This is a genomic window from Mesorhizobium sp. CO1-1-11, assembly GCF_020164995.1.
In the GTDB taxonomy this organism is placed as follows: Bacteria; Pseudomonadota; Alphaproteobacteria; order Rhizobiales; family Rhizobiaceae; genus Mesorhizobium; species Mesorhizobium australicum.
The window spans coordinates 213258-238339 of the sequence record NZ_JAIUHE010000005.1; the positions used below are offsets into that span (position 1 = coordinate 213258).

Sequence of the window (25082 nt, forward strand, 5' to 3'; positions counted from 1 at the left end):
TTGGTGCTCCAAAATCATGAGGGCTAGCTTTTTCGCCTCGTTAGAATTATGCTCGTAATATCATATTACACTCATAATGCAATAGAAGAAAGGAATCGCAGCCATGCGCTATGAAAAAGGCCGGAAGGACGCCTCGCGCAGCCGGATCATGGAGGTTGCCGCCAACCGTTTTCGCGGTGACGGTATCGCCGCGTCCGGGCTCGCAACCATCATGAAAGACGCCGGCCTGACCAACGGGGCCTTCTATCCGCACTTTCAATCCAAGGCGGCGCTTGTCCGTGAAACCGTGGCAGCGGCCTTGGAGGATCAGTCGGACCAGATCCGCGAAGCTTTGGCTGCCGGCGGCCTGGATATGGCCATCGACGCTTATCTGTCGACGGCACACCGAGACAATCCGGGACAGGGCTGCGCGTCCGCCGCATTGCTGCCGGAGATCGCACGCGAGCCTTCCGAAACACGTCAACTCTATACCGAGCGCTTGCTGACCCAGGTGCGCCAAGTGGCGGCGGAACTGCCGCCGCGGACCCGGAATCGGGAAAGCGTTGCGCTGGGCATCTTTGCGACCCTTATCGGCGCCCTTCAGATGGCCCGCGCCGTGGACGGAACGGAACTCTCGGAACGCATCCTCGCGGCAGGGGCAGACGCGGCGCGCACGCTGATCCAGCGGGATAGCGAGGCTTCCTCCTAGGTTCGAGCGAAGCTGTAGCTCAGACGAAGTCTGCAAGGTGCCGGCAAGCTGATCTCGGCTCTCGTAGCAGAGGCGCTTGGCGGTCGCTGGGCGCTGAAACTTTCCGCAAGCCGGCCTCGTTGCTGCGCAATCGCTTCCTGAGGCGATGACAAGTCCCTCCAATCAATGCCTCGCTGGCTGCGCCCGCGAGGCCTTTTTGTGCGGCGACAAGGCCGTCCTGCCGGAACCCGGAACCATCCGCGAGCCGCGAAGTTGTCCAGACGACCTGAAGCCTGGTCGTCCAGCGTCAGCGGAGCAGCAGCGGGGAAGATCGCTCAAAACCAAGCAGTCGCCTGGAGCCGTGGCTCGCGTTCCAAATATAGAAGATATTCAAAGGTTAGACAGAACACATTTTGGCGGAATTAGGGAATCTTGGTCTGATAAACCGGAACTTTCGGGCAAACTGTTTCGTTATAACCTTGATCGTTGCTTCGACGATCACAAAACAACAGGGAAGGATCCAGTCATGAACATCAAGATGATCTGTCTTGGCGCGATGGCGCTTTCGATGGCCACCGGTTCGGCTCTCGCGGGAGGCAGCACGGGAACATCCGCTCTCGACGATCCTGCCAAGATGAAGCCGTTCTACACGGACTCAGGCATGAAGAAGATGGTCGGCAATGATGACTTCGTCAAAGCCTGGAAGGCCCTCACGCCCGAGGACCAGACCGCCATGAAGACCGCCTGCGCCGACGAGGCCAAGAACGCCAACCCGACCAACACGCATCCGGAGTTCTGCAGCAGCGTGAAATTGAACGGCGGCAGTTGATAACGCGCCGCAGCCGTGAAAACAGCCCCGTTCGCGGGGCTGTTTTCGTGACCGCCGTGCTTTGCCCTGCCGCTACTCATTCGGCCCCCACTCCAAGTGCCTGACCCCACGAGTTTTTGCCTCGATCAACACATTTCCCGCTTTTTTCAAGAAGAGGAAAAAACAGCGTCCTTGCTCTGGCCATGTTGCACTGCGAAATATATGCTGCATTGCAATATCGGCTACCCGGCCGGACAGGTGACGGCTGGGCGCAAACGAAGGAGCTGTCGTGGCGGCATCGTTTCGGCCTGACATACAGGGCTTGCGCGCGCTGGCGGTTGGCGGCGTCGTCGCCTACCATTTCGGCCTCACGGCGCTGCCTGGCGGCTTTGCCGGGGTCGACATCTTCTTTGTCATTTCCGGCTGGCTGATCACCACGCATCTGATGCAGGAGATCACCGAGACCGGCCGGCTCGACCTCTGGCGCTTCTATGCCAGGCGCGCACGGCGCCTTCTGCCGGCCGCCATCTTCGTCATCCTGGTCACGCTCGCCGTCGGCACCTTCATCATGGCGCCGCAGGAACAGGCGCTCTATTCGCGCGGCGCCATGTATGCCGCGGCCTATACCATCAATCTGTGGCTGCTGCGCTGGTCGTTCGACTATTTCGCCGCCGATGCCTTGAGCAACCCCTTCATCCACTTCTGGTCGCTGTCGGTGGAGGAGCAGTTCTATCTCGTCTGGCCGGCACTGCTTGTCTTCGCCGCCTGGCTGCATCGGGGCCGGCGCATGACGGTGGTCGTGATCGGTACCGTCGGCCTCGCCTCCTTCGCGGCTTGTCTCTGGCTCACCAGTCTCTCGCCGGCCTGGGCTTTCTATTTCTCGCCGCTGCGGGCCTGGGAATTCGCCGCCGGCGGCATGGCGACCTTTGCCGCGCCAATCTTGTGGCGGCATCAGTCCTGGCTGCGGGCGGCACAGGAATGGCTGGGCTTGGCGCTGATCGCCGTCGCCTATCTCTGTTTGAGCGAAGACCTGCCCTTCCCCGGCTGGTACGCGCTGCTGCCGGTTGCCGGCTCCGTGCTGGTGCTGTTGAACGGCGCCGGCGAGCAGGGCGATGCCCCGGCCAGGACTCGCTGGCGAGCCTCGGCGCCCGCCGCCATGCTCTCGCTGCCGCCCTTGCAGTGGGTCGGCACGCTCTCCTATTCGCTCTATCTCTGGCATTGGCCCGTGATCGTCTATGCCACCATGCTGCAGCCCGACCTCGGCGTGGCGCAGCGCATCGGCTGCGCCGTGCTGGCGCTGGCGCTGTCGGCGGCCACCTACCGGCTGATCGAAAACCCCGCGCGGCGCGGCGACTGGCTGGCGGCGACAGCCAGAGCCTTTCGCTTCGACGCCAGCCCGGCCGCAGGACCGCTTCGGCTTTTCCCCGGGCTTGCCCTCGCCCCGGCCCTCGTGCTGACCGCCGCCGGCGTGGCTGCGGCCTACGCCAACGCGCATCTGGCCACGCGCAACATCGATCCCACCCAGCGCGGCATCGAAGAGGCCGCCGAACAGCCGTCCATCGCGCGCGCCGTCGACAAGGACTGCCTGCTCGATTTTCACACGGTGGAGCCGAAACCTTGCACCTTCGGGCCGGCCGACGCCGCCCACACCATCGTGCTGTTCGGCGATTCGCATGCCGACCACTGGTCGACGCCGCTGGTCGAGGCAGCAAAACGCAACGACACCAAAGTGGTCACCTACCTCAAATCCTCGTGCCGTGCTTCACGGCTGTCGACCTTCAACGCCGTGCTCAAGCGCGACTACATCGAATGCGACGCCTGGCGCGAACAGGCGATTTCAGACATTATCCGCAGCAAGCCGCGCCTGGTGGTGATCTCGGAATTCTCGATCGGCAATCTGACACGCGACATGTCCGCCGCCAGCCGCAAGGCCGAGATAGCTCGCTGGCAGGCTGGCCTGCGCTCCACCTTGGAGGCCTTCAGCCAGGCCGGCGTCGAGGCCGCCGTCATCCGCGACACGCCGATCGGCGACAGCTTCGCGAACGCCTGCGTCGCCCGCGCGCTGTGGTGGCGCGAGGCGCCGTCGCTGTGCGACACGCCGAGGGCCGAGGCCGCCAATGACGACGTGGCCGCCGCCGAGCGCGCGGTGGTGAAAAGCATCCCCGACACGCTCTATGTCGACCTCACCGACCGCTTCTGCGGCCCGACCGAATGCCACGTCTTCATCGACGGCAAACTCGCCTTCCGCGACAGGCATCATCTGGCGACGGCCTTTGCCGAGACACTGGCAGCACCGCTGGAAAAGGCGCTGTTCTAGAGGGTTTCCTTTCTCCTGCGGAAGAAAGAAGAGGCGCCCGCTTACTCGGCCCCCGTTGCATCCAGGGGAAATGGACAGCGGCGGCCAAGGTTCAAAACGCGCCCCACCATGTTGACAGGTATGGCCAGGGCGGCATCGCCGGACAGGTCCTTTCGCGTCCCGGCAAACAGCTCGAACGATCGATCCACCGATTTATGGGAACAGGGCCGCGGCTGCAGCGTTTATTAGGCACACCTTAAGAAGGAGGTTGTCATGAAAAAGCTCTTGCTTGCATCCGTGATCGCGGTCGCTTCGGCGATGGCGGTGGTCGCTCCGGCAAATTCCGCCAGTATCACGCTCGGCATCGGGAACGGCTATGATGACGACTACTACGTTCCCAGACATCGCGACTATTACCGTCACTACTCCGACGATAGCGACTATTACGGTGGCTACTCCGACGATGGAGCCTATTACCGCCGTCACCACTATCGTTATGGCGTGTACGACGACGGCTACCGGCCGCGCTATTACGGCATGTACCATCGCCGCTGCCACACCGAGCTGGTGAAGCATTGGCGCCACCACCACCGTGTAATCGAGAGAGTGCGGGTCTGCGGCTACTGACCTTGGGATTTGATCCGGCCGGCGTTAGCCGGCCGGATCAATATTGCCGTCCGGCTTGCGTAAAACACCAGCATCTGCCGGCGCGCCCGCATCGTCGGGGTTGAACAACCCTAACGTCCCATCATCATCCCATAGTGCACGGCCAGCAGGTCGAGCCCTACCTTCAACAGCCTTGTCACCACGTCGCGGCCTTCGCCATCCTGTTCGGCCACGGTCTTCACCGGCTGTTCCAGGCACACGACCTTATGCACGATTGCCGCCACATCCCAATGCCCGAGGGCCGGTGTCGCGGCGGCGTGCGTGCGGCCGGCGTTGAGCACGCTGTCGGCGATGCCGCCGCCGATGCGGCCGCCGTCGACGCGCTCCGTCCAGCGCATCGGCTTGATATCGGCCTGCTGGCTGCACCGGAAGTGCTCGCGGTAGCGCATGCCGGCCTCGCGCTGTTGGCGGGTCAGCGAGGTGATGCCCAGCAGCGGGTCGACATTGCGCACCCGCACGATGCCGCCGGTGGAAGTGTGGCCGTCATTCGACACCTCATAGACGCGCCGCGCCTCGGCCGTGCCCGGTGTCAGCCGCTTGCGGCCGAAGGCATCGTCCTTCAGCGCGAAATCATGGCCGACCTCGCGACGGATGCGCACCTGCTCGGCCTCGCCTCTCGGCAGTTTCGGCGCTTGCGGCCTGGCGGCCTTGGTTTTTTTGGGCATGGGTGGCTCCTTGGTTGTCTTCGAGTGATGGCCTTGCAGAAGCTGGGTTCCTCGCCCACGCAAAGCGTGGGGAGAGGTGGGCTGCGAAGCGGACGGAGGGGGCAGCGCCGACAGTCGAAAGTTGCTCTTCAGGGGGGCGCATTGCGATGCTCAATTCTCAGTCGGCTCTGGCGTGGCCGACGGCGTCCCCCTCTCCGTGCCGGCTTCGCCGGGCCGCCTCTCCCCCGCTTCGCACAGGCGAGGAAACCAGGCCGGCGCCCCTCCGCGCCAGCAACTCCCGCATCACCCGCCGCTCGCGCACTTCGATGCAGAGCTGCGCGCTCGAAGGACAGAACTGCGCGTTGCCGCTCCTCACCTCGCCGCGCACGAAGCGCTGGATGGCGGCCTGCAGGTCGCCCAGCTCGGCATCCCTGATCGCGCCGAGGTAGCCGCGCAGTTGCATCTCGACGTCAGTCAGGGCGGATTGCGGGAAGCAGGAGAACATTGCCGCCAGCGCCTTCGTTGCCTGCTGCAGTTCGGCCGTGGTCATATCCGCGGATCTCCTCGATGATGGCGTTGGCGGCGTCCCCGTGGGTTTTCGGCCTGGTCCAGCCCGGCGGCTTTTTGAGCCGGCCCGGTCTTTCGCGCCCTTCGCGCGCTGAAAAAGCCGAAGCTTTTTCCATCTGGTTTCTGGACTCTGGAGAATGCCGCGTCAAAACATCGGCATTTGCTTGGGTATGCGCCTTTGTTTTCAAGGCGGTGGCGGCTCCGCCGCGCGCGCCGGCGGCCGCTCTCGCCTCGCTCTTGAGCCGCGCCTTGCGCAGCTCCTTCGTCAGTCTCTTGTGTCCGATCTCGTCGCCCTCGCGCTCGAAGAAGGCGAGCAGCTCGGCGCTGATCGCCCGCCATCGCTTCAACGGCAGGCGCGCCACGCGCGCCAGCCTGGCGTCATCATCGGGCAGGCTTCCCCCGGCATTCCACATCGCCATCAGCAGCAGCATGTAGGCGCCGATCTGCTCGGTCGAGAGTTGCAGCGTGTCGCCGACGAAATCGGAGACGTAGAGCTGCATGAAGGGCCGTTCGCTCATGCCGTGCACCACCTCGTTCTTACAGCCGCGCTAATGGAACCCGCCGCCGGTCCGGACGTTGTGACGCGTCCATGCCCAAGGGAGGATTGCCCATGACGGCTTTCATGCCGGTGACCCTGCGTTTCTGCGACAACAAGACCATGCTGGTCGGCTCGGTGGCCGATGCGGCGACAGCGCTTCGTCACCAATGGCCCGACAAAACCGCGCCGGGCTATCTCGAGGCGGCACGGCTCGTCCGGCTCGCGGTCGAGGGTACTTGCTGTCCGCGGCCCGCCTTCGAGGCCTTCCGCGAGGCGGCCAGGCAACAAGGCATATTGGTGGCCAAGCCAAGAAGCCGCGCACATGAGTGGCTCGACGCGGCAGCGAGCCCCTGAGACGGCCGCGATGCAACCGGCGGCAGGCCTTGTGCGTTTATGAGCGTCGGCTCGAAAGCCGCGCCCGCACCGAAGGTGAATGCCGTGGGTACGATGAAGACCGGAGTGCCGCTCAAAGTCTGCCTGGACGGCCATGTCGAGGAGATCGAGACTGTCAGCGAGGCCGCCGATTTCCTGCAGCGCTGGCCGATCGAGCGGCGGGGCCACGTCTATCGCAGCGCCCTCAACGCCTGCAGCGCCGCCATCGCGGCGCAGATCTCGCAATCCGATGCGATGAAAGTGTTCACCGGCTTTGCCCGGGTTGCCGGCATTCTGGTTGCCGGCGGCGGCCCGGCGACGATGCTGGAGCGACGGGCGGTGCAGCCGCCCAAACAAGGGCGCCAGATGCCGAAATAGCGGTGCGGCGCGATAGGCGTTCACGGTAATTCTCCCGGTATTGGCGGCGATCGAAACTGGTGACGGCGGCGTGAGAAGCGCCTTTTCCTCCATTCAACGGGGAGAAGGGACCGAGCTTCACCCGGCTTCGCAAACAGGGCGGTGAAAGCGCGCCTGATGATAGCTGCAGTAGCTTTTCAACGCCGTGGTGCGCATGCCGCAGCACAGCATGTCCTGGCCGGGCCGTCCGCGGGGCTGACCATTTTTAGCATCTTCCTCCAGCGCCAGGTCGAGCGGTGCGCGGCAGCGGGTGAACAGGCAATCGATGAAGCGCATGGCCACGCCATGCGGCTGCCGGCCGATAGGACCGCGCGGCGACGCCGGCACCTTGAAGCGGTAGGTTTGCCCATCAGCGATCAGCACGCCCGCCTCGCGTTGGAAAAGCCGTGGCCGGACGGGCGAAGGGGCCTGCTTCGGCCGCACGGCCGGTGTGCTCCCCGGCTGCGGGATGGCGCCGGCACGGCTCGTTAGAGGTTCCGCCTTGGCGGCTCGGCTCGCCGCCTTGGCCATCGCCGTGCCGGCTGCGAAGCCGATCGCGCCCAGCATGGCATTGCGATGGACGATGCCGATAATGGCGTTGCGCGATACTGGGCTGCCGCGCTGTACGCTGACGCCGCCGCGATCCTAGAGGCCGAAAGCCCATCCCCGAGCCAGGCGGCAATCGCCTGCAATTCGCTGTCACTGTAGCTTGCCATGTCCGTCTCCATTGCGCGGCCAGCGGCCGCCGTGGACGGCGCCGTCAGGCAAGCGTCGGTTTGCCCGCGGCCGTCATGGGCGCTGTCGGGCCTGGTCGGCCTGTCGGCCGCTGGGATTGCTGTGGACGAGCCGGCTCTCAGCCTCGCCGGGCGACCTGCGGCGAGGCGCGCAAGCCGCGCCCGCGCCAGGTCTCTATCGGGGGGCCGAACCAGCCCTGCGCGTCATCGGCTCGTACAGGATCTACGGTGCCGTTCTGCGTGCGACAGGCAACACCCGCGGCCGGGTCGAATGGGGGGCCGGAGCCGCGGGGAGCGGCGGCTCCGGCCGTTCCGGCCGCCGGGAACGGGCGGACCGGACGCAAGGCCGATGCACCAAGGCAATCGGCTTCGCGCTTCGCCCCGGCCGGGGAGGAGGCGGCCGGGGCGGAAGGGAGAGCGCAGGCCGGCAAGGCCGGTCTGGAGGTGCTGTCGACTCTGAGAGGGTTGAGCTTTTGCATGAGTTGATATAAGCATAACTCAAAAAATGATGCAAGCCATTCTTTCATGGACGAAAGCGGGACTTGCCGGTCACATGAGGCCATGGTGAAAACGCAACTGTCGATCAGGGTCGGGGCCGCGATCCGCCAGGCACGCAAGCAGCGTGGCCTGGTCATGCGCCACATCGCCGAGCACAACGACACCGATGTCGCCGCCGTCGGCAACTGGGAAACCGGGCGCAACCTGCCCAAGACCGAAAACTTGCTGAAGACCGCCGCCTTCCTGCGCGTCGACCCCGTGGCGCTGGGCCAAGGGCAGGTCGTCTTCCTCGACGATGCCGGCCCGGTGGCGGACGCCGAGATCGTCACCGACGCCGGCCCGCTGCCGGCCGGAGCGATGGACATTCCGGTGCTGGGCGCCGCCGTCGGCGGCGACGACGGCGACTTCACCTTCAACGGCGAGCCGGCAGGATACGTGCAGCGTCCGCCAGGGGTCCGCAACCTGCCGAGAGTATTCGCGCTCCATGTCCTCTCGGATTCCATGGTGCCGCGCTACGAACCCGGCGACATGATCTATTGCGGCGGCCGCGACGCGGTGCCGGGCGACCATGTGGTGATCGAGACCTTTCCCGACGAGAACGAGAAGAACGGCAAGGCCTTCATCAAGAAACTGGTCCGGCGCACGGCGGGTGAGCTGGTGGTCGAGCAGTACAATCCGCCCAAGACGCTGACCTTCAATCGCTACGCCATCAAGCACGTCTGGCGGGTGATTCCGCTGAAGGAACTGCTGGGATACTAGGCCGGGCCTGCGTACCGCGGGCTATCGCCCGCGAGCCACGATAGCATTCAGCGTCAAGGACAACACCGTGACGGTCTTGCAAGCCTTTCACGCAGGGCGAGACGTTGCCCTCTTCGACGAAGACGACGTCTGCTGACGACTTGGCCAGCCGGCGCCCTCAAGCCCGCCTCGACCCCTCCAGCGGCACGTCGCGGCCGCTCAGCATGCGCGCTTCCGAGCGCACGCGCTGGCGCTCGTCGATGAAAGCGGCCTGGATCGAGATCGCCGTGCCAGGCAGCCCGTCGGCCCGGCAGGCCGAGCAGACAATGCGGCCCGACAGCGCGGCCAGCGGCGTGCTCCCATTCACACCGAAGCGCTTCAACTGATCGGGCCGCCACCACCTGTTGCGGCCGCAATCGGCGCACTCGACCGACAGCGAGGCGACCTGCGCGATCACTGCTTCCCTGCCTGGCAACGCCATCACTTCTCCGTCCTTTTGTTCGTGCTTTGTTCCTATCTTCCCGTGTTTCGAAGCAGGAGTCGAGTCGCAGTTTCCAAACTCCTCCAAAAGTCTCCCTTCTATGTACGTTTGAGTTATGCTTATATCACACTTGCAAATGTGAGTCGGCGCGGGATCACCTCGCGCCAGATCCGGGAGCAAGAATGGATGCCGCCGATTTCGCCCGCGCCTGCGGCTACACCGGCGACAGTCCCGCCTTGCTCGAAGCCTTCGAGGCGATCCGCCGCACCGGCATCGCGCAGGCCCGCCTGGATCATTTCAGGCGCAAGGCCGTCATCGACGAGTTGAAGCGCGCCGAGCCGCTGTTCCTGGCCGCGATCGACCCGGCGCTGTCGGCGCACGAAGCCGTCGAGGATGCAGCCCGTTTCATCGCCGGCTGGCGCAACATGCCGCGCTGGCGCCAGGAACGGCGCCTGGCCGATCTTGCCAGGGCGAAGCAGCAGCGGCTCGTGGCGCGCTTCTTCCGCCGTTTCGGCCATCGTCTTTGGGCACTTGAAGCAGCCTGAGGCCCGAGCACGGCTGGACCGAGCCATTTGCGGTTTCAATCCCTGATTTTTCTTTCTAGATTGCGCCTGGGGTGCCTGTTCGTTCGACGCACATAATTTGGAATGTTCAAGACTGCCCGCTCAAAAGTTCAGACCTGGATAACGGCCGGCGCGGGAACCATTGCCGCCTTGTTCGTCGCCGGCCTGATGGGGGCATTCGGCGCCCTGCCCGCCCATGATCCACCACAATTGCCGCCAGACGCCGTCATCGAGGCCGGCCGCTGGCGCCTGCAGCCGGTGCGCGCCTATGTCGGCCATGCCGGGGTCCACGGCGTGCCGCTGAAGCCGGGCCAGAAGGCACTGGTGCTGGAAGTCGACATGACCAACCGCACCGCGCAATCCGACAAGGGCTATTTCAACGTCTTCGCGCCGGACGGCGTGATCCTGTCCGATCCCGTGCCGATGATCGTGTTGACACGCGATTCCACGATGACGCCGGAACTGCATCCCGGCATGACCGAGCGCATGGCCTATGTCTGGCCGCTTGCCGGGGACGCCGCCGTGCCGGCAAGCCTCGCCTTCGGCGTCACCGCCGAGATCTTCAAGCCGCGCGACAATCTCTATGGCACACCAGGCTGGTACAACCCCTACCGGCTCGGCACCGTCACCTTGCCGGTCGCCGACCTGCCGGCGGCCGGGCAGTCGCAGAGTGGGCAGTCTCAGAGTGGGCAGCCGGAAAGCGGCCCATGAGGATACGCGTGCTTGGCAATCTCGCGATCCTTTGCGCCACCGTGGTGCTGAGCTACGGCATGCAGATGACGAAGCCGCATTATGCCGACCTCACCGCACCTATTCCCATCAATGGTTCGATGCATGACACGGTGCGCGCGCGCAGCTTCGCTGTCAGCTTGGACAAGGTGATCTTCGCGCGCCGGCTCAAGACCAATCAGTTCGGCCAGGAGAAGCTTTTGACGACCAGCGGCCTATGGGCGGTGGTAACAACAAACCTCACCGCGACCAGCACCTCCACCGCGGTCGCCGACGGCTTCTGGCAAGGCCCGACCGGGCTGCGTTATCACCAGACGGAGCGGCTGGGCTACCGCCCCGACATGCCGCCGCACGGGGTCGATCCGGGCCTGGACAAGCGTAGCCTGTTCGTTTTCGAGGTACCACCGGACCAGATCCGCGGCGCCAGGCTGCTGATATCGGCGCGCCAGTTCGGCCCGCTCGACGGGCAGGCCCGCATCAGCCTCGACGCGCTGCCGACCGGCGCTGACGGCCAGCCGGCCGACATCCTGCCGGAATTCGACCTCGACGCGGCGCCGGGCCTGACACCGCAGGACAAGACACCGCAGGGCAAGACATGAGCGCCGTTTCGACAGACACCCCGACCGTGGACCGGCAATCCGAGCGACGATGGCGCCGGCGCGGCTTGATGGCGCTCGCCATCCTGCTGCCGCTGACACTGGCCGAGACCAGCCATGACAGCGTCCGCGAATGGCTGCATGGCGAGGACCTTATCGCCAGGGATGTCGAGTTCGGCCAATCCGTGCCGTTCGGCGGCAGCGGCTGGAAACTGGCCGATTTGCGCGGCGGCAAGGCCGGCCGCCTGCCCAACCACGCCTTCGCCGTCATCGCTACCTTCACCGTGACCATTGGCGACCCAGACCTGCAGAAACAATGGCTGGGCTGCAAACTGATGCTGACCGATGCCGCCGGGCGCCGATGGCTGCCCGATTTCATCAGCGGCGTCAGCCTGCCCGACGGCGTGATGAATTGCGCTTCGGCCATCTTCTCCGGCGCCAAAAAAGGCGATGTCATCACCGTCGGCGACACCTTCATCGTGCCCGAGGACGCGGTGAAAACCATTCGCCCCGCCGTCGGGCTGGGCAGCGAACGGCCGTGGTATCTGCGTTTCTAGCGGCCGCCGAAGTGACAGCGCCCCAGGCTCGGCTCTGCAAGGCCGGCGCCAACAAATCCTCTACTTCCGCGCTTCGACAGTCTCGGTCACCCGCTTGGGCAGCGAGAACGCCGTCTCCAGCACGGCGGCGAGAAAACATATCCTGATCGGCTCGATCAAAATGCCGGTGGAGGAATCCTGGAACGGGCTGCCGAACAGCAGCGTCAGTCCATGGGAGAAAATCTGCCAGACATCGAGCTCGTGCGGGCCAATCAGCCGCGTCGCGCCAAGCCACAGCCAGGCCGCGCCCCAGTCGAGCAGGCGGTAGCCGACGATCAGCGTGCACAAAAGCACCAGGCTGGAACTCACCGTCAGCCGCACGCCATTGGCGATCGGCAGGTAGCGCGAACGGTAGCCGGCGATGAAATGCTCGACGAAATCGCGCAGGAATTTCGGCAGTCCGGCATAGCGCCGGCCGAACCGCTCGACGCGGCTGTCGACCCGCATCAACGCCGCGTCGTCGCGCACGTCATAGCCATAGATCAGCGCCGCCATCACCAGCCAGATCAGCGGCAAAAGCATGTAGAAAAACAGATTGACCGCTACCGTCGAGGGCGTGATCGAGGTGATCTCGACCGGCACCACAGATGCCGCGCTCGTCGCCGTTACAGATGCGGCGCTCGTCGCCGTCACCGGGCTCGCCAGCCCGTCGATGGACGCCTGCAGCACGGACCAGAGATTGCGGCTCATCAGCCATTGCAGCGCGCTGTCCTTCCAGCGGCTGATGACGTAGAGACCGACGAAGATCCAGTTGGTCTCGCAGATCACGACCACGATCTGCCAGAACGACGTTGCCGTCGTCTTCGTCTGCATGAACTTGGCCAACCGGCGGATCAGCCATGACACGGCGACCGAAATCAGCAGCCAGCGCGAATCGAGCACGTCGAGCACATTGCCGCTCTGGCCGAAATCGGCCTGTTCGAGCGAGGCGCGCGAATATTGGCGCACGATATCGCCGAGGAACCCCCAGGCGGCGTAATAGGCAAAGAACGGCAGCAGCGCGATGGTGATCATGCGCACCAGCCGCGAGCCGCGCCGGTCAGTACCTCTCGCCTCCTTGCCAGCGACTTCGCTCTCGGAGGCCGCGGCCTTGTCCGCGCCGCGCTGCGCGGCCAGCACATTGGGCAGGCCCGGCCGCAGCACATGGAACATCGCAACCGTCACCACCAGCTGCGCCAGCGCCACCAGCGTCAGCATGGCAAGCCCGGCGAAATGGTTGGCGAGCGCCACCCTGGCAGCCAGCTGCAGCAGGAGATCGCCGGCCAGCACCCCGGCCAGCACCAGCGCCACGAGCTGCGGCCAGAAGCGCCGCAGCAGCGAAAAACTCAAGCTGATCGGCCTGATGATGTCGGCAACCATGAGATTCTTTCACGCTGCCCCGCGCGAAGCCTTTCTAGCAAGGCGCGGATGATTTGCAAGAAATGGGGCAGCTTCCTGGCAAATGGCTAGGGTGAGGCGCCTCCCTCTGTTCTGCCGGCAGAGGCGGGTGAGCGCAGACCTCTCGCTCCTATCGCCTCACCCGCGACTTCAGCCAGCGGTCGAACGCCACCGCCAGGATCAGGATCAGCCCGATGACGATGCTTTGCGTGTAGGACGAGACGTTGTTGAACTGCAGGCCGTTCTGCAGCACCCCGATCAGGGCAGCCCCCACCACCGTGCCGCCGACCGAGCCGATGCCGCCGAACAGCGAGGTGCCGCCGATGACGACGGCGGAGATCACGGTCAATTCGTAGCCGATGCCGGCGACCGCTTCGGAAGAATTCAGCCTGGCCGACAGCACGAAGGCGGCGAGCCCGGCGAAGAAGCCGACGATGACATAGACCGAGACCAGGATACGGTCGACGCGCAGGCCCGACAGCCGCGCGGCCTCGGCATTGCCGCCGACGGCATAGACGGCGCGGCCATAGCGGGTGTAGCGCAGCACGATATGGCACAGGATGGCGGCGATGGCGAAGATGATCGCCGGCACCGGCACCGGACCGATCAGCCCCGTACCGAACCAGCGCATCGAGGCGTCGAAGCCGGAGATCGGGCCACCATTGGAAATGGTCAGCGTCAGCCCGCGGAACACCGTCAGCCCACCCAGCGTGACGACGAAGGGCGGCACTTTCAGCCTTGTGATGGCGAACCCCTGCACGCCGCCGGCGAGCGCACCGACCACGACAGCGGCCAGCAGGGCGGCGAACCAGCCAAAACCCTGCGTGCCTGACGTCGACAGCGACAGCGTGTTGGCGGTGCCGCCCTTGGCGACCACGGCCGCCACCATGCCACAGAAGGCGAGCAGCGAGCCGACCGAAAGATCGATGCCGGCGGTGAGGATGACGAAGGTCATGCCGAGCGCGATCAGCCCGGTGATCGAGATCTGCCTGGTGATGTTGAACAGGTTGATCGGGTCGATGAAGCTCGGCTTCAGCACGGTGAAGACGATGACCAGCGCCGCCAGGAACAGCAGCGGCCCAAAGCTCATCAAAAGCCGCGCGATCGTCACGCCGCCGCGCTGGCTCTGTTCCTCCGCGATGCTCATCGTGCCTGCCCCTCCGCATCCTGTGCCGGCGTATCCTGCCTGTCGAGCGCCATCAGTTCCATCAATCTTTCCTCGTTTGCCTCGACGCCCGGCATTTCGCCGGTGATGCGCCCCTTGCGCATGGTGACGATGCGGTCCGACACCGCCAGCACCTCGGGCAATTCGGACGAGATCATCATCACCGCGATGCCGCGCGCCGCCAGTTGCACAAGGATCTGGTGCACCTCCGCCTTGGCGCCGACATCGACGCCGCGCGTCGGCTCGTCGACGATCAGCACTTTCGGGTCGCGCGCCAGCCAGCGCGCCAGGATCACCTTCTGCTGGTTGCCGCCCGACAGGCCCTCGATCGCCTGCTCGGCCGAAGCCATGCGGATCGACAGCATCTTCCTGAACCCCGACAGCGCGTCGCGCTCGCGCCGCTCGGCCATGAAGCCGAAGCCGTTGCTGAAGCGCCCGAGGGACGCGACGGAGAAATTCGGCAGGATACCAAGTGCCGCGAAGATCGCCTGGTGCTTGCGGTCTTCCGGCACCAGCCCAATGCCGAGCGCGATGGCGTCGGCCGGCGATGCGGGCGCGATCTGCTTGCCGTCGAGCGTGATCGTTCCCGCCGCGATGCGGTCGGCGCCGAAAATGGCGCGCGCCAGCTCCGTGCGGCCAGAGCCGACGAGGCCGGCGACGCCGAGGATCTCTCCCGCCTTGAGGTCGATATCGACACCGTCGAGCACGATGGCGTGCGGCGCTTCGGGATCGCGCACGGTGCGCAAGCCCCGAACCGACAGCACCACATCGCCGGCCGCCGCGCGTTGCGCCGGACGGGCGTAAAGTTCGGAAGCGGCGCGGCCGACCATCTTTTCGATGATGGCGGGCAATTTGACCGGCCCACCCTGACGCTCGAGATGTCCCGCCAGCCTGCCGTCGCGCAGCACCGTCATGCGGTCGCAGATGGCGGATGCCTCTTCCAGCCGGTGGGTGACGAACATGATCGCGACATGGTCCTTGCGCAGGCGGTCCATGATTGACAGCAGCCTCTGCACCTCGGTCTCGGTGAGCGCCGAGGTCGGCTCGTCCATGATGATCAGCCGGCTTTTCAAGGACAACGCGCGGGCGATCTCGACCAGCTGCTGCTCGGCCACCGACAGTGCCGACACCGGCGTCATCGGATCGATGGTAAGGCCGACACGGGCAATGATGGCGCGGGAATCCTGTTCCATCTTGCGCCAGCTCACCAGCCCAAGCCGGCCGATCGGCGCGCGGCCGATGAAAATGTTCTCGGCCACGGTCAGCGTCGGGATCAGGCTGAGTTCCTGGTAGATGGTGACGATGCCCAGCCGCTTGGCCTCCTGCGGGCTCGCCGGCTGGTAGTCGGCGCCGTCGAAGGTGATGCGGCCGCCGGACGGTGGCATGACGCCCGACAGGATTTTCAGAAGCGTCGATTTCCCCGCGCCGTTTTCGCCAAGCAGGCCAAGGATTTCGCCGGCGCGGACATCGAGCGAGACATCGCTCAGCGCGGTGACGCCGGCAAAATGCTTGGTGACGCCCTCGACGGCAAGCAGGATCGGCGATGCGGCTTCAGACGGAGACAAGGGTGGCTCCTTGATGCGGTTCAGGCTGTGCTTGAACACCCCCCTCTGGCCGGCAGGACAGAGGGGGGTGCTGTCCTGCCCGCCTCGCCAATCGGCCGATGTCCACCCGCCCCTACTTCGTCTCGTTCAGCCTCTCCGCCTTGTCGAGATTGTCCTTGCCGATGACGATAGGCGTGAGCAGCACCAGCTTCTCCTTCGGCTCGGTCTTGTCCTTGGCGTAGGCGACCGCGATCTGCACGGCGGTGCGCGACTGCTTGCCTGGGAACTGTTCGACCGTGCCGGCGAGCTTGCCGTCACGCACGGCGACCAGCGCTTCCGGCAGCGCGTCGAAGCCGTAGATCTTGACGTCGCTGAAATTGCGCGCGGCACACGCTTCGAGCGCGCCCAGCGCCATGTCGTCATTGGCGCAGATGATGGCGTCCGGCTTGCCGTTGGCGGCAAGGCCGGCTTCCGTCACCGTCAGCGCCTCGGCGCGGGCGAAGTTGGCGGTCTGCTCGTAGACGATCTGGTACTTGTCCTTCAGCGGATCGAGCACATTGTGCACGCCCTTGTTGCGGTCGATCGCGGGACCCGCGCCCGGCTGGCCCTGCAGGTGGAACAGCTTGGCGCCATTGGGGAACGCCGCCACCACGGCCTGGGCTTCCGCCTCGCCGCCCTTGACATTATCGGCGCCGACATGGGCCAGAATGCCCTGGACACCGTCGACGCGGCGGTCGATCGTCACCACGGGAACGCCGGCCTTGACCGCTTCCTCGATGGCTGGCGCCAGCGCGTTCACGTCGAGCGGCGAGATGACGATGGCGTTGACCTTCTGCACCAGCGCCGCCTCGATGTCGGCGGTCTGCTTGGTGGCCGAGTTCTGGCCGTCGCTCTCGGTCAGGTTGACGCCTTGCGCCTGCGCTTCGGCCTTGATCTCGTTCAGCATGTGCACGAAGAACGGAAAGCCGAGACTGGGCACCGAGCCCAGTATGGTGAGTTTGTCCTCGGCGAAAGCCGAGCGTGCGGCGAGCATCATGGCGCCCGCGGCCACGGACGTCATCAGGAATTCGCGTCTGTTCATGGGTTCCTCCTCCACAGAAGCGCACGGCCCCTAAAAACCGGGACCGGTTTCAGGAAGGATCATGCGCCGGTTAAAGTGTTGGAGCATCCTCCTTGCGCCAAGAACGCATGCCGCTCCAGCTGACCGCCGCCTAAATTCCTCCGATCGGCGTCAACAAGAGGATGCTAACCCAGGGTCAACCATTTGTGCAACATCGATATAACAGCCAGGACAGCAACTTGTCGGAATTGTCTGAATTTTGGACTCTTCGGTCCGAAGGCCTTCTACGTCAGGAACGCCAAGGAGCGACTCCAGAGCTGCGCGGCCGCCGTTGCATTGTAATCGGACAGTGCCGGGTCGGAAACATAATGTCCCGCGTTTGGATAGCGGAAAACCTGCACATCCGCTCTCGCTGCCTCCGCGCTTTCCTGCCAGGCAGTGACGTCGGGCTCGGGGAACAGTGGATCGGTGTCCGCGACATGCAGTTGGATGGGCAAGCCGGGTCGTGTGTTGGCAGGCACGGTCGCCAAACCATGCAACAGCAGAACACCCGCTGCCAGCGGCCGCGACTCCCAGAATTCCGCCACCACGCCGGCTCCCATCGAGATACCCGCCAGCACCGCATCCCCCGGCGTCGAGGCCAGAGCCTCTCGCGCCTTCAGGCAGATGGCACCCCAGCCGATCCGCGCCTTGATCGCGAAACCTTCATCCAGATCATCCGTCGCCGCACCCTGATAAAGATCTGGCAGTGCGACCGCATGGCCGCAGACGCGAAGGCATTCCGCAAGATGACGCTCGACCGGGCGAAGGCCAAGAACCGAGTGAAACAGGATGATGTCCGTCATGCACCGGCCCCTAGGTCGCGCAGATCCAGTCATTTTTTACCTGCCGGGGCGTGCAGCCTCAAGGCACACCGCATCGGCTTCCATTTTCCCGGTGCGCCACTACCTTTGGGACGGCCAGGCCGACGAAATGGAGACACCATATGAAGCCGCGCATCATCTGCCACATGCTTGCCTCGCTCGACGGCAGCCTTCATCCAAGCCGCTATACTGAAAGCCCCGACGGCAGCCGGGCGGAGTGGTCGGGCCTCTATGAAAAGATCCACAACGACCTCGAAGGTGACGCCTGGATCGTCGGCCGCGTCACCATGGCCGAGATGAGCAAGGCCGCCGCGCATCCGCCCGAGCATGTGGGCAAGGTCGATCGGCCGCATCATTTCGCGCGGCGCGACGCGGGCAGCTTTGCCGTGGCGCTCGATGCCTCGGGCAAGCTGCACTTCGCCAAACCCGATATCGGCGGCGACCATGTCGTGGTGCTGCTCGGGTATGATGTGGCCGACAGCCATCTGGCCGAGCTCGCCACTGACGGCGTGTCTTATATCGTGTCGCAAACGCCCGGCATCGATCTCGCCGCCATGCTGGACGTGCTTGCCCGTGAGCTCGGCATCCGCCGCCTGCTGCTCGAAGGCGGCGCCGGCATCAACGGCTCCTTCCTGGCGGCGGGGCTGGTCGATGAACTCAGCCTTCTCATTGCTCCCGCGCTCGATGCGCGGGCGGCAAACCAGGGCTTTGTCGAGTTCGGTGAAAGCGGCCTTGCCGACAAGGTGCGGTTGTCGCTCAAGGATTGCAAAGCCCTCGCGCACGGGCTCGTCCATTTGCGCTACGCCGTCACCCCGGGCTAAGGCCGCCTCTTACGCGCCTCAGTATCGCATCGCGTCCAGATCGGCGATCAGCGTCGGGCCGGTCGGACGCCAGCCGAGCCGTGCCTGGGTCAGCGCGCTGGACGCCGGCAGGTCCATGGGGGCGAACATCGCCATCCAGCCGAAATGCTCCGCCGCCCTTTCCGGCGCGATCGAAACCACCGGCAGGTTCAGTCCCCGGCCAAGCGCCTCGGCGATCGCGCGCACCTCGACGCCTTCCTCGCCGACGGCGTGATAGCGCGCGCCGGGCTGTCGCTTTTCCACCGCGAGCCGGTAGAGACGCGCGGCGTCCGCGACATGGCCGGCCGAATAGCGGTTGCGGCCCTCGCCGACATAGGCCGAGATGCCCTTCTGGCGCGCGATCTCGATGAGCGGTGAAATGAGGCCTTGCTTGAGCGTGTTGTGGACCTGCGGCAGGCGCATCACCGACAGGTTGATGCCGGCCTCCAGCAACGCATTCCCGGCGAGTTCCGAGGCGATGCGCGGATTGGGGTGATCGGGGTTGAAGACATCCTCGACGGCCAGTTGGCCGTGGCCGGGACTGCCCATGCCGACGCCCGAGGTGATCACCAGCGGCCGGTCGGAGCCGGCGAGTGCCTGGCCGAGCGCGGCGATGACACGGCTGTCCTTTTCGCAATTCTCGGCGAACCGCGAAAAATCATGGTCGAACGCGGTGTGGATCACGGCTTCCGCCTCCGCCGCGCCGTCGCGCAGGCCTTGGGGATCCTCGAGGGTTCCCCGATACACCTCGGCGCCGGCGGCGGCCAACGCCTCGGCACCGGCATCGGAACGGGTGACGCCGACGACCTGATGGCCGGCCTGAAGAAGTTCGGGAACGATGGCCGAGCCGATGAAACCGGTCGCGCCGGTTAAAAAGGTACGCATGCAAAATCTCCTGCACAGTTGCCTGCGTACTATCGCTGCTCTATTATTCCATTAAAGTAGTGATCTTATCATGGTATAATGGCTAACAGGATGTCCAACACTTCCGCCGGTTCGCTCGCGGCATTCCTGAAAGACAGACGCACCCGGCTCGACCCCTCATCGTTCGGCTTTTCCGGGCGCAGGCGCACGCCGGGACTGCGCCGGGAAGAGGTCGCGCAACGCGCCAACATCAGCCCGACCTGGTACACATGGCTGGAACAGGGACGCGGCGGCGCGCCTTCGGCCGACGTGCTGAACCGGATCGCCAAGGGCCTGCTGCTGACCGAGGCCGAGCGCGAACATCTTTTCATGCTGGGGCTCGGGCGCCCGCCCGAGGTCCGCTACATCGGCGCCGACGGCGTCAGCCCCAGGCTGCAGCGCCTTATCGACACGCTCGAGGCAAGCCCGGCCCTGATCAAGACGGCGACCTGGGATGTCGTCGCCTGGAACCGCGCCGCGCAAGTCGTGATGACCGATTACAGCACCTTGCCCGCTGGCCAGCGCAACATCCTGCGGTTTATGTTCCTGAGCCCCACCATCCGCGCCAAGCAGCACGATTGGGAGAACCTCGCCCGTTTCGTGGTCGGCGCGTTCCGGGCCGATGCGGCGCGCGCCGGCGCGGTGTCAGAGGTCGCCCAACTGGTGGAGGAGCTTTGCAGCGCCAGCCCGGAATTCGACGCGCTGTGGCGGGAAAACGACGTGCTCAGCCATGGCGACGGGACAAAGCGCCTGAAGCATCCCGAACTCGGCGACATCGAGCTGGAATATTCAGCCTTCGCGGTGGATGGGCGGCCGGATCTGAGCCTGACCGTCTACAACCCGGTGGACAGCAAGGTCGCCGACCGGATCCGCGATCTCGCCCGGCGGCACAAGGAGCGAGAGGCGGACCTGTCGCGTTGACTCTGGATCCGATTCAAGGCGGCGTTCGCACACCCGTTCAGCTTGCGCAAGGTCGGCATCCACCCACGCAAATCTGATTGTCAGGCAACGCATTTGCACGGTGGCCCGCCGCCAGCCGGCAGCGGGCCAGGCGCCGCTACTGGATGATCTTGACGATCTTGCGGGTGCTTGGATCGACGATCACGGTCCGGTCGTCGACGACGGTGTAGCGATACTTGACGTTGGGGACTTCGTGAAGCTCGACGGTATCGGGCAAGGCCGTGCCGACGTTGAGTTCCACGCCGGGAACCTTGACCGAAGCCAGCGGCTGCTTATGCACATACTCCTTGATCACTGTTTCCTGCTCGGGCTGGATGACGACGTCCTCGGCAGCGGCTGCGCCGACACCTGCGAGCAAGAGAACGGCGGCTACGGCGGCAAGATCTTTTTTCATGAGTACCTCCATCTGAAACCTGCACAGCACAACATTGTCACCGCGCTGCCGGATCGAACTTCAGGCATGATTGAATGTTCCGGGCTTGGGCTTCGGTCCGGCCAGCACCGGACTTAGGTCCCATCGAAAAACGCAATAGTCCTGCCGGCGCCGCCGCCGGGAACGGCCGTCTTTCGCGCTCGTTGTTCGCTGCAAGTTCATCGCGGATACCTGACGGATGTCGGGCAGTACTGCGGGTGTGTTTTTTGCGAATTGGCGCAGCTACGTCCCTTCCTGCGCCAATAGGGTTCGCTCACTGCTTCAGGCGGTGAGCGAACCCTAAACCTCGGCGTCAGCCGATAAGTGAGGAGGTTTAATGTTCAGCGACAAGGAAACCCGCCTTATGGAGGCGGCGCTGGTGATGGCGGTCCCGTTGTCGGCCTTGATCGCCGTCCTGCTCGTCAGCCTTACTTTGAACTGGTAGCAGCCCTTGCTGCCTTTATCGCCAATCGTGGGGTCGAGTTGAGGCTGTGGGACAACAGATCCGTCCATGCAATCCCAACCTGACCATGCTGGCCCGATCTGACCATGCTGGCTAGCCGCCAAAGGGAGGAGAATCGCGCCTTTGTCGCCGTGGAGCAAGGCGGACGGTACCGGCGCGCTTTCCGCCACCCCGCTGATCGGGCCTTGCCCTCGCTGCACAACCAGCGCTTACCGCTGCCCGTGGAAATCGCGGTCCGTTTGTGACCCTTTCAGAAAGGAGCCCGGCCTGCTTTGGCGGAGGGCTCGGCACGTTGCGAGCAGGCCGGGCTATGCTCCGGCTGCCACACTTGGCGGAGGCTCGGGCCGGTGCAAAGGCAGGTTGTGCGTTTATCGCTCGACCCGCAACTCGGACTGAAGTCCTGCGAACCAGGCGCATTGGTCCCAAACATTGAACATAGTTTGCTGGCGCTCGTTGCCGAGAGGGACGCGTGAATTGGAGAAGAGCAATGCAGCTTGGTGAGATCATCGCCAACACCTTGGCCATCCTCTTGCTGGTCTGTTTTCTCGCCAGCACATTCTTCCTTTTCGGAAAGCCATTGTGGCCGGAGCAGCATGCCCGCATGATCATCATCGTGCCGGTTGACGCGATGGCGACAGCCTCGACCAGCCGCAGTGGCCCACCTGTGTTGCCAGGCACCTTCGACACCGGCCTTGCCCATCCAAGGCCGTCCTGATGGGCATCGGCGATGGTGAGCCGACCCTGGCCGGCGCTATCGAGCGCTGCTCGCGGCAAGCCTAGTCGAGCTTCTGGATGCGCCCTTTGTCGAGACGGAACACGCCATCGTTGCCGCCTTGTTGCTCGAAGTCGGTCTGCAGCTCATCCCAGATACCAAGATATCTGCCGCACTCGGCGCAACTGATCCGCGTCGATGGTGTCGCATCGGCCGGGATTTGCAGGCGGATGGTGCCGCAAAAAGGGCACTCCAATCGGTGATCGAGATATTCGCCAGGGCGCGTCTGTAATAGCCTGCGCACAGCTTCCTCCTGGATTTGGGTGGAAGCAGGATGATCGCTCCCAAGCGCCCACGTGTCTTCGCGTCGCGGACGGCCTTTGACAAGTTACGCCAGCCATTGGCGGGGTCAATAAACAAAGACATGACTGTCAATCACCAGCCCAATCCTGGAAGCGTGGCGGCCGCGCATCTCCAGGCAGACGCCTGACCCCGGCAGCGAATACAGCTTCACGAACGGCCCGGAACCAAACCACCCGGCAGCGGTTTCCCAATGGAAGGGACCGCAAACCACGGAAGCAGCAATGGAACTTTTGACCTTGGAACTTGCCAGGGCGAGGCAGCGACTTAACCGGGCGGAACTCGCCCTTGAACGCGCAAACGCGATGCTGGACGAAGACTGTGGCGTCGGTATCAATCTGCGGCTTTGTGACAGGATAAGATCCGCGCAACAACGCGTCGGCGAAGCGAAGGCTCGTCTTGTGAAGCTCGACCGCGCCAGCACGGATTCAGTTCACTCCGGCTGAAGCTTACGCGCCACCGAGAGAGCTTCCCGCCCGGACCCTCGTTCAGGCAATCGCAAGCTCAGCCTTGATCCAAATCCACCGGCAGTGGCCTCGCAAGTCTCATATCTTGCGCCGGGAACCGGTCGAGCGTTGGTCGCTGAGATGCGGGCGCCAGCCATGCACCCGGTCCCGCCCGGCGGCCTTGGCGCCGTAAAGCGCCTCGTCGGCGCGTCTCAGAAGATCGGCAATCTCCATCGCGGCGCCATCCGCATCGAGGGTGCTCACCCCAATGCTGACCGTGACGATACCCTTTTCGCTGCCGGCATGCGCCATGGCAAGGTCGCGCACCTTGCTCCTGAGGGTCTCGGCGATGACGAAGGCGCCCCGGGCGTCGGTCTCCGGCAGGATGAGCGCGAACTCCTCGCCGCCGTAGCGGGCCGCCGCGTCGGCCGGACGGCGGGCAGTCGCCTGGATGCAGCGGCTCACGGCGCGCAGGCAATCATCGCCCGCCGGATGGCCGTAATGGTCGTTGAACCGCTTAAACCAGTCGACATCGATGATCACCAGGCTGAGCGGCGCCGCATTGCGTCTGGCGCGCGAGAATTCGCGCGCCAGCGCTTCATCGAAGGCGCGGCGCGTCCACAGTTCGGTCAGCCCGTCGCGGTGCGCCAGAAGGTTCAGCTTCTCGTTGACGGCCAGCAGTTCGGCCTCGACCTGCTTGGCCTCGGTGATGTCGGAAAACACGCTGAGGCTGCCGCCGTCGCCTGTCGGCCGGGTGCGTACGTCGAGCCAGCGGCCGTCGGCGAGCCGGACCTGGCGGTGGCTGACAAGCTTCTGCGAGGCCATGATGCCGTCGATCCAGCCCTCGACCGCGTCTGGCGGTGTGGTCCCCTCGCCGCGCGCCGCCGAGGCGCGCAGGATGTCGCGATAGTCGGCGCCGGGCACCCTCATCTCAGCCGTCTTAGGAAACATGGCGCGATACTGGTCGTTGCACAGCACCAGCCTGCCGTCCGGGTCGAACATCACCAGACCGTCGGCCATGTGTGTCAAGGCGTCTCCGAGCCGGACCCGACTTTCCGCCAGCTCGGTCTCGAGCTGCTTGCGCGCCGTGATGTCGCGATTGTGCGTGATCAGGCCGACGACGGCCCCGCTCCTGTCGCGAAAGGGCGCCTTCAAGGTCGCCAGCCAGCCTTCGGTTCCATCCTCGTGATGAAGGTGCTGTTCGATGGTGGACGAGACGCCCGACGCCAGCACGGCAAGCTCGTCCTCGCGGAAACCTTTCGCCGTCTCGCGCGGATAGAAGTCGAAGTCCGTCTTGCCGATCAGCGCCTTGGCGTCTGGCGCCTGCATCAGTTCGGCCGTTGCCGGATTGGCCGCGATGAACCGCCCGTCGAGGTCCTTGACGTTCAGGCAATCCGGCAGCGTCTCCACCACGGCCTTGTAGATGCGCCGCGACTGCAGCGCCTCGAGGCGCCGCCGCTCCTGGTAAAGCGTAAGCCCCGACAGCACCACCGAGACGAAGATGAGCAGGGAGGAAGGCAGCGCAACCTTCGGCAGGACTGTTTGCAGCACATCCCGCGGCAGGACGCTGAGGCCAAGCAGCGACGCCGCCGCTGCCGCCGCGCCGAGGGTCATGATGTCGACCATGGTGGGCCGGCGGCCCCTAAGGGCAAGGTTTCCGGCAACACCGACCAGCATGGCGGCCGCGATCCCCACCGCGCCGGCGAAGGCGCCGATGCCACCCTCGAAAGTCCGGAACGCACCGGCCATAACCCCGGCGACGACGCCGGCGACGGGACCGCCGAAGAAGCCGGCAACGGCAATCATCGTCGCCCTGAGATCGGCGAGCACGCCAGGCTGCAGCTGCATTGGTGTGAGCATCAGGATGATGGCTCCGGCGCCCATCAGCAGGCCGAAGGTCGCCGCCTTTACGGCGGGCGCCCAGCGGTCCAGCCACACATGGGTGTGGATCCAGACCGACACGAACATCGCCACGACCGCCAGATTGGCCAGCAATTCGGACCAGGGCGAACCCATTGGGCGCCTTTCCTGTTACCGGGCTTTCGCCGTACCGCCTCCTCGATAGACCCTCAATGACAACAAAGTGTTA

The 25082-nt window shown here is 64.9% G+C and carries 28 protein-coding genes and 1 pseudogene; 15 read left to right on the forward strand and 14 right to left on the reverse strand.

All coding sequences use genetic code 11. The features are described 5' to 3' along the window. Positions 1-103: 103 nt before the first annotated feature. From LB554_RS07730 to LB554_RS07745, 4 genes are all read left to right on the forward strand, one after another. Positions 104-688 (forward strand): TetR/AcrR family transcriptional regulator, encoded by a 585-nt coding sequence (locus LB554_RS07730; protein ID WP_140663505.1) that lies wholly within the window; start codon positions 104-106, stop codon positions 686-688. Between the two features lie 505 nt (positions 689-1193). Continuing rightward, the gene (locus tag LB554_RS07735) at positions 1194-1496 is read left to right on the forward strand and encodes a hypothetical protein (protein WP_015316825.1); all 303 of its coding nucleotides are present in this window, start codon (positions 1194-1196) and stop codon (positions 1494-1496) included. A gap of 268 nt (positions 1497-1764) precedes the next feature. Continuing rightward, the gene (locus tag LB554_RS07740; protein ID WP_224583944.1) at positions 1765-3792 is read left to right on the forward strand and encodes an acyltransferase family protein; all 2028 of its coding nucleotides are present in this window, start codon (positions 1765-1767) and stop codon (positions 3790-3792) included. Positions 3793-4044: 252 nt separating this feature from the next. Then, a complete protein-coding gene (locus LB554_RS07745; protein ID WP_224583946.1) occupies positions 4045-4398 on the forward strand; it encodes a hypothetical protein in 354 nt (117 codons plus the stop codon). A gap of 110 nt (positions 4399-4508) precedes the next feature. Here the strand turns inward: LB554_RS07745 and LB554_RS07750 are convergent, their stop codons facing one another. The 3 genes from LB554_RS07750 to LB554_RS07760 all read right to left on the reverse strand — a co-directional run bounded on the left by LB554_RS07750 (position 4509) and on the right by LB554_RS07760 (position 6166). Further along, positions 4509-5102, reverse strand: a complete 594-nt coding sequence (locus LB554_RS07750) for a DUF6456 domain-containing protein (protein WP_224583948.1) — start codon at positions 5100-5102, stop codon at positions 4509-4511. 157 nt (positions 5103-5259) lie between these two features. Continuing rightward, positions 5260-5631, reverse strand: a complete 372-nt coding sequence (locus tag LB554_RS07755) for a hypothetical protein (protein ID WP_224583950.1) — start codon at positions 5629-5631, stop codon at positions 5260-5262. Continuing rightward, positions 5552-6166: a YdaU family protein gene (locus LB554_RS07760; protein ID WP_140716485.1), complete on the reverse strand. Its 615-nt coding sequence runs from the start codon at positions 6164-6166 to the stop codon at positions 5552-5554. The genes LB554_RS07755 and LB554_RS07760 overlap by 80 nt, the downstream gene beginning before the upstream one ends. A 92-nt stretch (positions 6167-6258) precedes the next feature. Here LB554_RS07760 and LB554_RS07765 point away from each other — a divergent pair, with 92 nt between their 5' ends. Next, positions 6259-6540, forward strand: a complete 282-nt coding sequence (locus tag LB554_RS07765; RefSeq protein WP_140617911.1) for a DUF982 domain-containing protein — start codon at positions 6259-6261, stop codon at positions 6538-6540. A 93-nt stretch (positions 6541-6633) separates the two neighbouring features. Further along, positions 6634-6936, forward strand: coding sequence for a DUF982 domain-containing protein (locus LB554_RS07770; protein ID WP_041163778.1), 303 nt, complete (start codon positions 6634-6636; stop codon positions 6934-6936). A gap of 117 nt (positions 6937-7053) precedes the next feature. Here LB554_RS07770 and LB554_RS07775 read toward each other — a convergent pair. Continuing rightward, positions 7054-7670, reverse strand: a pseudogene (locus tag LB554_RS07775) (GcrA family cell cycle regulator). 579 nt (positions 7671-8249) lie between these two features. Between LB554_RS07775 and LB554_RS07780 the strand changes: the two are divergent. Then, entirely contained in the window at positions 8250-8945 is a 696-nt protein-coding gene (locus LB554_RS07780; RefSeq protein ID WP_181166485.1) for an XRE family transcriptional regulator, read from the forward strand. 157 nt (positions 8946-9102) lie between these two features. Here the strand turns inward: LB554_RS07780 and LB554_RS07785 are convergent, their stop codons facing one another. Next, positions 9103-9405, reverse strand: a complete 303-nt coding sequence (locus LB554_RS07785; RefSeq protein ID WP_015316815.1) for a hypothetical protein — start codon at positions 9403-9405, stop codon at positions 9103-9105. 182 nt (positions 9406-9587) lie between these two features. Here LB554_RS07785 and LB554_RS07790 point away from each other — a divergent pair, with 182 nt between their 5' ends. The 4 genes from LB554_RS07790 to LB554_RS07805 all read left to right on the forward strand — a co-directional run bounded on the left by LB554_RS07790 (position 9588) and on the right by LB554_RS07805 (position 11850). Beyond that, complete coding sequence (locus LB554_RS07790; RefSeq protein ID WP_140663517.1) at positions 9588-9950, forward strand: hypothetical protein; 363 nt, start codon at positions 9588-9590, stop codon at positions 9948-9950. Between the two features lie 102 nt (positions 9951-10052). Next, a complete protein-coding gene (locus LB554_RS07795) occupies positions 10053-10679 on the forward strand; it encodes a hypothetical protein (protein WP_140824353.1) in 627 nt (208 codons plus the stop codon). Next, positions 10676-11296: a hypothetical protein gene (locus LB554_RS07800; RefSeq protein ID WP_140824352.1), complete on the forward strand. Its 621-nt coding sequence runs from the start codon at positions 10676-10678 to the stop codon at positions 11294-11296. The genes LB554_RS07795 and LB554_RS07800 overlap by 4 nt, the downstream gene beginning before the upstream one ends. Then, complete coding sequence (locus tag LB554_RS07805; RefSeq protein WP_224583955.1) at positions 11293-11850, forward strand: hypothetical protein; 558 nt, start codon at positions 11293-11295, stop codon at positions 11848-11850. The genes LB554_RS07800 and LB554_RS07805 overlap by 4 nt, the downstream gene beginning before the upstream one ends. Positions 11851-11910: 60 nt before the next feature. Here LB554_RS07805 and LB554_RS07810 read toward each other — a convergent pair whose 3' ends face one another. The 5 genes from LB554_RS07810 to LB554_RS07830 form a co-directional block, all read right to left on the reverse strand. Further along, the gene (locus LB554_RS07810) at positions 11911-13248 is read right to left on the reverse strand and encodes a hypothetical protein (RefSeq protein ID WP_140824350.1); all 1338 of its coding nucleotides are present in this window, start codon (positions 13246-13248) and stop codon (positions 11911-11913) included. A gap of 148 nt (positions 13249-13396) precedes the next feature. Further along, positions 13397-14413 carry an ABC transporter permease gene (locus tag LB554_RS07815; RefSeq protein ID WP_015316810.1) on the reverse strand — a complete coding sequence of 339 codons (1017 nt, stop codon included), beginning with the start codon at positions 14411-14413 and terminating at the stop codon, positions 13397-13399. Next, positions 14410-15996, reverse strand: coding sequence for a sugar ABC transporter ATP-binding protein (locus tag LB554_RS07820; protein ID WP_224583957.1), 1587 nt, complete (start codon positions 15994-15996; stop codon positions 14410-14412). The genes LB554_RS07815 and LB554_RS07820 overlap by 4 nt, the downstream gene beginning before the upstream one ends. A gap of 112 nt (positions 15997-16108) precedes the next feature. Beyond that, the gene (locus LB554_RS07825) at positions 16109-17056 is read right to left on the reverse strand and encodes a substrate-binding domain-containing protein (protein WP_140663528.1); all 948 of its coding nucleotides are present in this window, start codon (positions 17054-17056) and stop codon (positions 16109-16111) included. A gap of 263 nt (positions 17057-17319) precedes the next feature. Further along, positions 17320-17880: a dienelactone hydrolase family protein gene (locus LB554_RS07830; RefSeq protein ID WP_224527301.1), complete on the reverse strand. Its 561-nt coding sequence runs from the start codon at positions 17878-17880 to the stop codon at positions 17320-17322. Between the two features lie 140 nt (positions 17881-18020). Here LB554_RS07830 and LB554_RS07835 point away from each other — a divergent pair, with 140 nt between their 5' ends. Continuing rightward, entirely contained in the window at positions 18021-18719 is a 699-nt protein-coding gene (locus LB554_RS07835; protein WP_140725018.1) for a RibD family protein, read from the forward strand. Positions 18720-18737: 18 nt separating this feature from the next. Here the strand turns inward: LB554_RS07835 and LB554_RS07840 are convergent, their stop codons facing one another. After that, entirely contained in the window at positions 18738-19622 is an 885-nt protein-coding gene (locus LB554_RS07840; protein WP_224583959.1) for an SDR family oxidoreductase, read from the reverse strand. Between the two features lie 90 nt (positions 19623-19712). Here LB554_RS07840 and LB554_RS07845 point away from each other — a divergent pair, with 90 nt between their 5' ends. Continuing rightward, on the forward strand, positions 19713-20561 hold the full coding sequence (locus LB554_RS07845) for a helix-turn-helix transcriptional regulator (protein WP_224583961.1): 849 nt from the start codon (positions 19713-19715) through the stop codon (positions 20559-20561). Positions 20562-20697: 136 nt separating this feature from the next. Here LB554_RS07845 and LB554_RS07850 read toward each other — a convergent pair whose 3' ends face one another. After that, complete coding sequence (locus LB554_RS07850) at positions 20698-20994, reverse strand: DUF1236 domain-containing protein (protein ID WP_015316803.1); 297 nt, start codon at positions 20992-20994, stop codon at positions 20698-20700. A 968-nt stretch (positions 20995-21962) separates the two neighbouring features. On the opposite strand from LB554_RS07850, the gene LB554_RS07855 reads away from it, so the two are divergent. Then, positions 21963-22190: a hypothetical protein gene (locus tag LB554_RS07855; RefSeq protein ID WP_015316800.1), complete on the forward strand. Its 228-nt coding sequence runs from the start codon at positions 21963-21965 to the stop codon at positions 22188-22190. A gap of 61 nt (positions 22191-22251) precedes the next feature. On the opposite strand, the gene LB554_RS07860 is transcribed toward LB554_RS07855, so the two are convergent. Then, positions 22252-22491: a hypothetical protein gene (locus tag LB554_RS07860; RefSeq protein ID WP_015316799.1), complete on the reverse strand. Its 240-nt coding sequence runs from the start codon at positions 22489-22491 to the stop codon at positions 22252-22254. A 280-nt stretch (positions 22492-22771) separates the two neighbouring features. On the opposite strand from LB554_RS07860, the gene LB554_RS07865 reads away from it, so the two are divergent. After that, the gene (locus LB554_RS07865; RefSeq protein WP_015316798.1) at positions 22772-22993 is read left to right on the forward strand and encodes a hypothetical protein; all 222 of its coding nucleotides are present in this window, start codon (positions 22772-22774) and stop codon (positions 22991-22993) included. 99 nt (positions 22994-23092) lie between these two features. Here LB554_RS07865 and LB554_RS07870 read toward each other — a convergent pair whose 3' ends face one another. Then, on the reverse strand, positions 23093-25009 hold the full coding sequence (locus LB554_RS07870; protein ID WP_140788380.1) for a diguanylate cyclase: 1917 nt from the start codon (positions 25007-25009) through the stop codon (positions 23093-23095). Positions 25010-25082: the final 73 nt, after the last annotated feature.

Bases quoted from the DNA above. Each gene is read 5' to 3' on its own strand.
- LB554_RS07730 (WP_140663505.1), top strand. From the start codon at position 104: ATGCGCTATGAAAAAGGCCGGAAGGACGCCTCGCGCAGCCGGATCATG.
- LB554_RS07735 (WP_015316825.1), top strand. From the start codon at position 1,194: ATGAACATCAAGATGATCTGTCTTGGCGCGATGGCGCTTTCGATGGCC.
- LB554_RS07745 (WP_224583946.1), top strand. From the start codon at position 4,045: ATGAAAAAGCTCTTGCTTGCATCCGTGATCGCGGTCGCTTCGGCGATG.
- LB554_RS07750 (WP_224583948.1), bottom strand. From the start codon at position 5,102: ATGCCCAAAAAAACCAAGGCCGCCAGGCCGCAAGCGCCGAAACTGCCG.
- LB554_RS07755 (WP_224583950.1), bottom strand. From the start codon at position 5,631: ATGACCACGGCCGAACTGCAGCAGGCAACGAAGGCGCTGGCGGCAATG.
- LB554_RS07760 (WP_140716485.1), bottom strand. From the start codon at position 6,166: ATGAGCGAACGGCCCTTCATGCAGCTCTACGTCTCCGATTTCGTCGGC.
- LB554_RS07765 (WP_140617911.1), top strand. From the start codon at position 6,259: ATGACGGCTTTCATGCCGGTGACCCTGCGTTTCTGCGACAACAAGACC.
- LB554_RS07770 (WP_041163778.1), top strand. From the start codon at position 6,634: ATGAAGACCGGAGTGCCGCTCAAAGTCTGCCTGGACGGCCATGTCGAG.
- LB554_RS07780 (WP_181166485.1), top strand. From the start codon at position 8,250: ATGGTGAAAACGCAACTGTCGATCAGGGTCGGGGCCGCGATCCGCCAG.
- LB554_RS07785 (WP_015316815.1), bottom strand. From the start codon at position 9,405: ATGGCGTTGCCAGGCAGGGAAGCAGTGATCGCGCAGGTCGCCTCGCTG.
- LB554_RS07790 (WP_140663517.1), top strand. From the start codon at position 9,588: ATGGATGCCGCCGATTTCGCCCGCGCCTGCGGCTACACCGGCGACAGT.
- LB554_RS07795 (WP_140824353.1), top strand. From the start codon at position 10,053: ATGTTCAAGACTGCCCGCTCAAAAGTTCAGACCTGGATAACGGCCGGC.
- LB554_RS07800 (WP_140824352.1), top strand. From the start codon at position 10,676: ATGAGGATACGCGTGCTTGGCAATCTCGCGATCCTTTGCGCCACCGTG.
- LB554_RS07805 (WP_224583955.1), top strand. From the start codon at position 11,293: ATGAGCGCCGTTTCGACAGACACCCCGACCGTGGACCGGCAATCCGAG.
- LB554_RS07810 (WP_140824350.1), bottom strand. From the start codon at position 13,248: ATGGTTGCCGACATCATCAGGCCGATCAGCTTGAGTTTTTCGCTGCTG.
- LB554_RS07815 (WP_015316810.1), bottom strand. From the start codon at position 14,413: ATGAGCATCGCGGAGGAACAGAGCCAGCGCGGCGGCGTGACGATCGCG.
- LB554_RS07825 (WP_140663528.1), bottom strand. From the start codon at position 17,056: ATGAACAGACGCGAATTCCTGATGACGTCCGTGGCCGCGGGCGCCATG.
- LB554_RS07830 (WP_224527301.1), bottom strand. From the start codon at position 17,880: ATGACGGACATCATCCTGTTTCACTCGGTTCTTGGCCTTCGCCCGGTC.
- LB554_RS07835 (WP_140725018.1), top strand. From the start codon at position 18,021: ATGAAGCCGCGCATCATCTGCCACATGCTTGCCTCGCTCGACGGCAGC.
- LB554_RS07840 (WP_224583959.1), bottom strand. From the start codon at position 19,622: ATGCGTACCTTTTTAACCGGCGCGACCGGTTTCATCGGCTCGGCCATC.
- LB554_RS07845 (WP_224583961.1), top strand. From the start codon at position 19,713: ATGTCCAACACTTCCGCCGGTTCGCTCGCGGCATTCCTGAAAGACAGA.
- LB554_RS07850 (WP_015316803.1), bottom strand. From the start codon at position 20,994: ATGAAAAAAGATCTTGCCGCCGTAGCCGCCGTTCTCTTGCTCGCAGGT.
- LB554_RS07855 (WP_015316800.1), top strand. From the start codon at position 21,963: ATGCAGCTTGGTGAGATCATCGCCAACACCTTGGCCATCCTCTTGCTG.
- LB554_RS07865 (WP_015316798.1), top strand. From the start codon at position 22,772: ATGGAACTTTTGACCTTGGAACTTGCCAGGGCGAGGCAGCGACTTAAC.
- LB554_RS07870 (WP_140788380.1), bottom strand. From the start codon at position 25,009: ATGGGTTCGCCCTGGTCCGAATTGCTGGCCAATCTGGCGGTCGTGGCG.